Source organism: Leuconostoc sp. (genome assembly GCF_965300815.1).
Genome location: NZ_CBDKZH010000100.1, coordinates 1 through 4,681, shown reverse-complemented (window position 1 = coordinate 4,681; position 4,681 = coordinate 1). Strand labels below are relative to the sequence as shown.

Annotated in this window: 6 protein-coding genes and 1 riboswitch; of the genes, 2 read left to right on the top strand and 4 right to left on the bottom strand. The window is 42.6% G+C overall.

Going from position 1 to position 4,681, the window contains the following annotated elements:
* Positions 1–86 (bottom strand): S-adenosylmethionine synthetase N-terminal domain-containing protein (locus ACW12G_RS06445; RefSeq protein ID WP_455647552.1); only part of this gene is annotated, 86 nt, incomplete at its 3' end.
* A 96-nt stretch (positions 87–182) separates the two neighbouring features.
* Positions 183–285: riboswitch (SAM riboswitch) on the bottom strand.
* A gap of 99 nt (positions 286–384) precedes the next feature.
* Here ACW12G_RS06445 and ACW12G_RS06440 point away from each other — a divergent pair.
* Positions 385–1,206, top strand: a complete 822-nt coding sequence (locus ACW12G_RS06440) for a hypothetical protein (RefSeq protein WP_455646732.1) — start codon at positions 385–387, stop codon at positions 1,204–1,206.
* Between the two features lie 34 nt (positions 1,207–1,240).
* Here the strand turns inward: ACW12G_RS06440 and ACW12G_RS06435 are convergent, their stop codons facing one another.
* Positions 1,241–1,840 carry a DUF1054 family protein gene (locus tag ACW12G_RS06435; RefSeq protein ID WP_455647551.1) on the bottom strand — a complete coding sequence of 200 codons (600 nt, stop codon included), beginning with the start codon at positions 1,838–1,840 and terminating at the stop codon, positions 1,241–1,243.
* Positions 1,841–1,853: 13 nt separating this feature from the next.
* Entirely contained in the window at positions 1,854–2,702 is an 849-nt protein-coding gene (locus tag ACW12G_RS06430; RefSeq protein WP_455647550.1) for a YihY/virulence factor BrkB family protein, read from the bottom strand.
* 146 nt (positions 2,703–2,848) lie between these two features.
* Here ACW12G_RS06430 and ACW12G_RS06425 point away from each other — a divergent pair, with 146 nt between their 5' ends.
* Positions 2,849–3,256: a Fur family transcriptional regulator gene (locus tag ACW12G_RS06425; protein WP_029509585.1), complete on the top strand. Its 408-nt coding sequence runs from the start codon at positions 2,849–2,851 to the stop codon at positions 3,254–3,256.
* Positions 3,257–3,296: 40 nt separating this feature from the next.
* Here ACW12G_RS06425 and ACW12G_RS06420 read toward each other — a convergent pair whose 3' ends face one another.
* The gene (locus ACW12G_RS06420) at positions 3,297–4,634 is read right to left on the bottom strand and encodes an FAD-dependent oxidoreductase (RefSeq protein WP_455647549.1); all 1,338 of its coding nucleotides are present in this window, start codon (positions 4,632–4,634) and stop codon (positions 3,297–3,299) included.
* Positions 4,635–4,681 lie beyond the last annotated feature (47 nt).

Below are 4,681 nucleotides of genomic sequence, written 5' to 3'. Positions count from 1 at the left end.
GCATCCAAAATGGCATCGGCAATTTGATCAGCAATCTTATCGGGATGACCAGCTGAAACGGATTCTGAGGTAAAATACTTTGTCATGATAAACATGACCTCCTTCAATTTTCAAAATAAAAAGCTACACGGTCGCAAATTAAAAGCGCCTCCCAACGGATAAGTCGGAACGCGCTAACGTGACGACTATCTGTACAGATGGACCACCGTGACAAAATATGCTGCCATATTTTGCCGGTTGGTGCAGGGTCAAAGTGCTGTATCACTCGCCTGCTCTTGATAGCTGTTTAAATTGTATCTTTAGCATAACAAAATCACCACTAGATTGCAAATTCTTGTGACCAAAATGCTACGCAGGCCCGGCAAATTAAGGTACAATAACAATATGACTTATCCAAATCATTTACAATCACATCAATTACCAGACGGTCGCCCTATGCCCCGACGCATCACGACTGATCCGCGCGAACGCCGTGCCTATGAAAATTTTCACCCAGTGAATTTTTTAGACTGGCACCAATGGGTCCCACTCGTGGTTATTATTTTGAGCTTAAATCTCATTTGGTGGCGTCAGCCACTGCTACATACCAAAACGTTAACCGAAGCCACTGTCACTTGGCAATTAGTGCCATTATTTGGCTACACCCTGGCCTTAGCCATTGGGATTACACTGCTGATTACCCAAAATTTACGTAGTTTGCTGAGTTATGCCTTCCTAGGTGTGAGCATTTTACTGACCTTTAGTTCGCTCATCCAGACACGCCACGAGATTTTCTTGTTGTTACTCCTGCTTAGCGTGTTCTTTATCGTGCTACAACAACAGTGGTTAGGCTTACAAAATTGGTTAGGTTTAGTGCTTTTAAGTGTTTTGGCAACCTATGCCGTCCCTGTTACCATCTTTTACATTTCAAACGGCTTTGTCACGCATCGTTATCTCAATCAACTGCTACCCATGTTGTTTGGTTTTGGCTTCTTCTTTACCCCCATCATTATGCCCAATCCTGATGGTCGGAAGTTAAGTATCCTAACCCTTGGCCTCTTTTGGGTCACGGTGTTTAGCCATGCGATTGGTATCGGGACGATTTTTGTCATCCTCTTTAGTCTACTGGCCTTTATTTTACAATTTGTCAAAGCCAAAATCGGTAGCTGGCAACAGATGGGGTATGTCTTAATGTTTGCTTTATCCCTACTTCTCATCTATCGTTAAAAAACCGTGATGGTATTAACCCATCACGGTTTTTTTATTTGAGGACTTGATAAATTGGTAATAAAGTTTTGATGGCAGTGCTAAGCACTTCAGTTGCCTGATCGCCTTGTAAACGGGCATCACCGCGCGGCATTGTTAAGCCAATTAGCACTTCACTATGCCGTACGTTAGCAAAACGGTCAACCAGGTCATCATAAGCCGCTAAGGTTAGCGGTTGCGTCGCGTTGACCATGTGATCAGCACTTAACACATATCCTGCAGGTAGTTGTGCCACTTGTTCACGTGCGCGTTGTAACTTAGCGACAATGTCAAGTGTTTGTTGCGGTTTCATATTCTCTTCAACTGCCAAATAAAGATAGAGATGATCAGCCCACAAGCCCAGTTCAAAGTGCGGCATCATTTTGTAGCCACGTTTATTGGGCGCAAAAGCGACCCAGGTGTTGTCTGGCGCATTGGTTGTCCGCCGTAAATGCTTGGCAATGTGAGCAGTCCAGTGTTGCCCATCTGTCACCAAAATCGGCAAAATGACTGCAGCAGCCTGCTCAAACTTAGGATCGATCACGTCCCGAATCGCCGTCATGCGGCCAAAGAGTGTCGGCTCGTTAAAAATATCAAAATCCTGTGCATTAAACATGTGAATCCTCCTGTCATGCTTGTCGTTGTGCCGACAAGACGGTTAACCAATGAATCAAAACATAACCCGTGACCAAAATCGTGGCAATTAAGTTTAGCCAAATCAACAAGACAATAATTGAACTCATTGACTGATAGAAATCATAACGCTTTAGCCCAAACCTGACATACCAAGTAAAGGCAACATTCAAAATCTCCAACAATCCCAATTCAATGAGACTCCCTAACATGACTATTTTAAATGGCGCACGACCTGATTTGGTCGGTAAAAAGTAATTTAGCATCACCAGCGCTAACCACAGCCCCAACCAGATTAACCAACGCGTCTGATGCAGGATAAACAGCGGTAACTGATTGCTTGGCAGGCGATTAACGACAAGGGTTAAAACATTGCCGCCAATCAACAACACGCCAAAACCAGCTAAAATGACCAGCAGCCACAAAAACGACCAAAATCGCGTCAACATCGTACTAATCCGCTCGTCAGTATCCGCAATCCGATTAAACGACAATCGGAAAACCGCAATCACCCGCGACACGGTCCATAAAGTGAAGGGCACCGAAAAAGACAACAACGACACTTGTTTGGACGCCATGACCGACTTGAAAATCGGTCGAACAATGGCGGCAACATCTTGTGGCAGCATACTATTAAGCGTTGTCATTAAGGTGGCTTGACTCACATTAGCAATCGAGACAATCATGGCAATTGACATCAACATCGGAAAAACCGTTAACAAGGCGTAGTACGCAAAAGTTGGGCCAACATAGTTAATTTGCGCACGCGAAAACAACGTCCCTAACGTTGCCAACTGCCAGCGATTATCTAATTTCTGCCAATAATATTTCACTTGATTTAACATATCTCTATTATGCCAAAAAAAATGGCATATCACCTAAAAAGTGTTCAACTTATGCGTATGATACTGGTGCCCATGTGCGGGGTTTAACTCAGAAACAGATGATTTGGCATGGTATACTAAACATGACAAGCAAAGGAGTGGCCGTTATGACAGAGCTAATACACCGTGACATTTTAAAAAAACATGGGCTGAGAGTAACTGGCCAACGTCTCGCCATTCTAGACTACCTCATGACCCATGAAACTCACCCCACCGCGGAAATGATCCACCGTGATTTATCAGAGATTAGTTTAGCTACAATCTACAACACTTTAGAACGCCTAGTAGCGGCTGGCATCGTCATCGCAATTGATACCTTAAATGATGGTAAACGTCACTTTGATTACTACGGCCAGCCACACTATCATATTATCAATACCCAAACAAATGCCATTATTGATGCGGAAAACTTTGATGTCGGACCACTACTTGAAGCTGCCCGACAAGCTAGTGCCTTAAATATTACTGGTTTTCACATCGAAGTGTATGGTATTGCGCCTGAAGACGCCAAATAAAGCAAAACCCCCTAAGCTGAATCACTTAGGGGGTTTTGTCTTATTTGGCTAATCGCGCTGCCTCAATTATAAAATTCGTTGGTTGATTAAAGTACGGATAAAAGAAAAAGTCTGATACTTTTAATTCATCTATTGTCACTTCTTTCTGTATTGCCAAAGATAGCAAATATAATACACCAGCTTGATCCGCTTCAGAACAAACTTGTGCCCCGATCAGACGACGATTCTGAGCATGATAAACCAATCGTAATCGCACCCGATGGTTTTCTGGCATAAAAGTCGGTTTTTGCCAATCTTCATAGTCAACATACTGATAGTCGATACCGTACAGTTCAGCTTCATTAACCGTGACACCAGTTGAGAACAAATTAAGGCCGTAAACAGTCACGGCATTCGTCCTCTGTGTACCACTAGATGAGATCGGTTCGCCAATAATATTTTGCGCTGCAACATACGCACCACGCATAGCATCAGAAACCGAGAAATTGACAACAAGTTCGTGCAATACATTTGAATACGATGTCGCACAATCACCAACAGCATAAACATCAGGTTCTGAGGTTTGTTGTTTATCATTTACAATGTAAGCCCCATTTGTATAGAGATCTAAATGCTCACGCCCTAACGCTGTATTAGGTAAGAAGCCCATCGTTAAAATAACCATATCAGTCTCGTAAGTGTCGTATGGTGTTGTCAGTTGCTTCACTGCCCTATTTTCGCCACTGTAAGCAATCACTTCTTCATCCAAATGAATTTGAACTCCCACATCACGTAGACGCGCTTCAACACGTTCACCAAACGGTTCGTCGTAATGTGACATCATCATATGTGATTTCGCCTCAAAAATTCGAACGTTTTTGCCACGAGATCTAATCGCTTCAGCAATTTCAACCCCAATATAACCACCACCAATAATGGCTACGTCCTTAACATCATCAGAAGCTAAATGTCGCTCAACTTCTAAGCCCTCTTGCAAATTTTTAATTTGATAAATCCCTTGGAGTTCATGGCCAGCAATTCCTAAGCTAACCTGCTCGGCACCAGTTGCTAAAACTAATTTATCATACGTGAGCTGTTGTTGGCCTTGTGAATTGTTAATCAGCACTTGCTTGTGTTTAAAATCAATTTTTTCAACGGTTGTTTCAGTGTAAAGCCGGGTGAGATGTTGCTTAATTTCAGCAACGCCCTTATTGAAAAAGGCTTGATACGAACGACCTGGCTGGCTTAAAAAAATGGGCGTGCCACAACCAAGATACCCGATATCTTTATTTTTATCGATTATGGTAATGTCAAAATCTTTACCACTTTGATATAAGTTTTGTGCAACTGTTAGACCAGCATTACTTGCACCAATGATCATAATCTTTTCTGTACACATTTCTTTATCCCCATTTTATATCGGTAGTAAACATACATATACGCAAC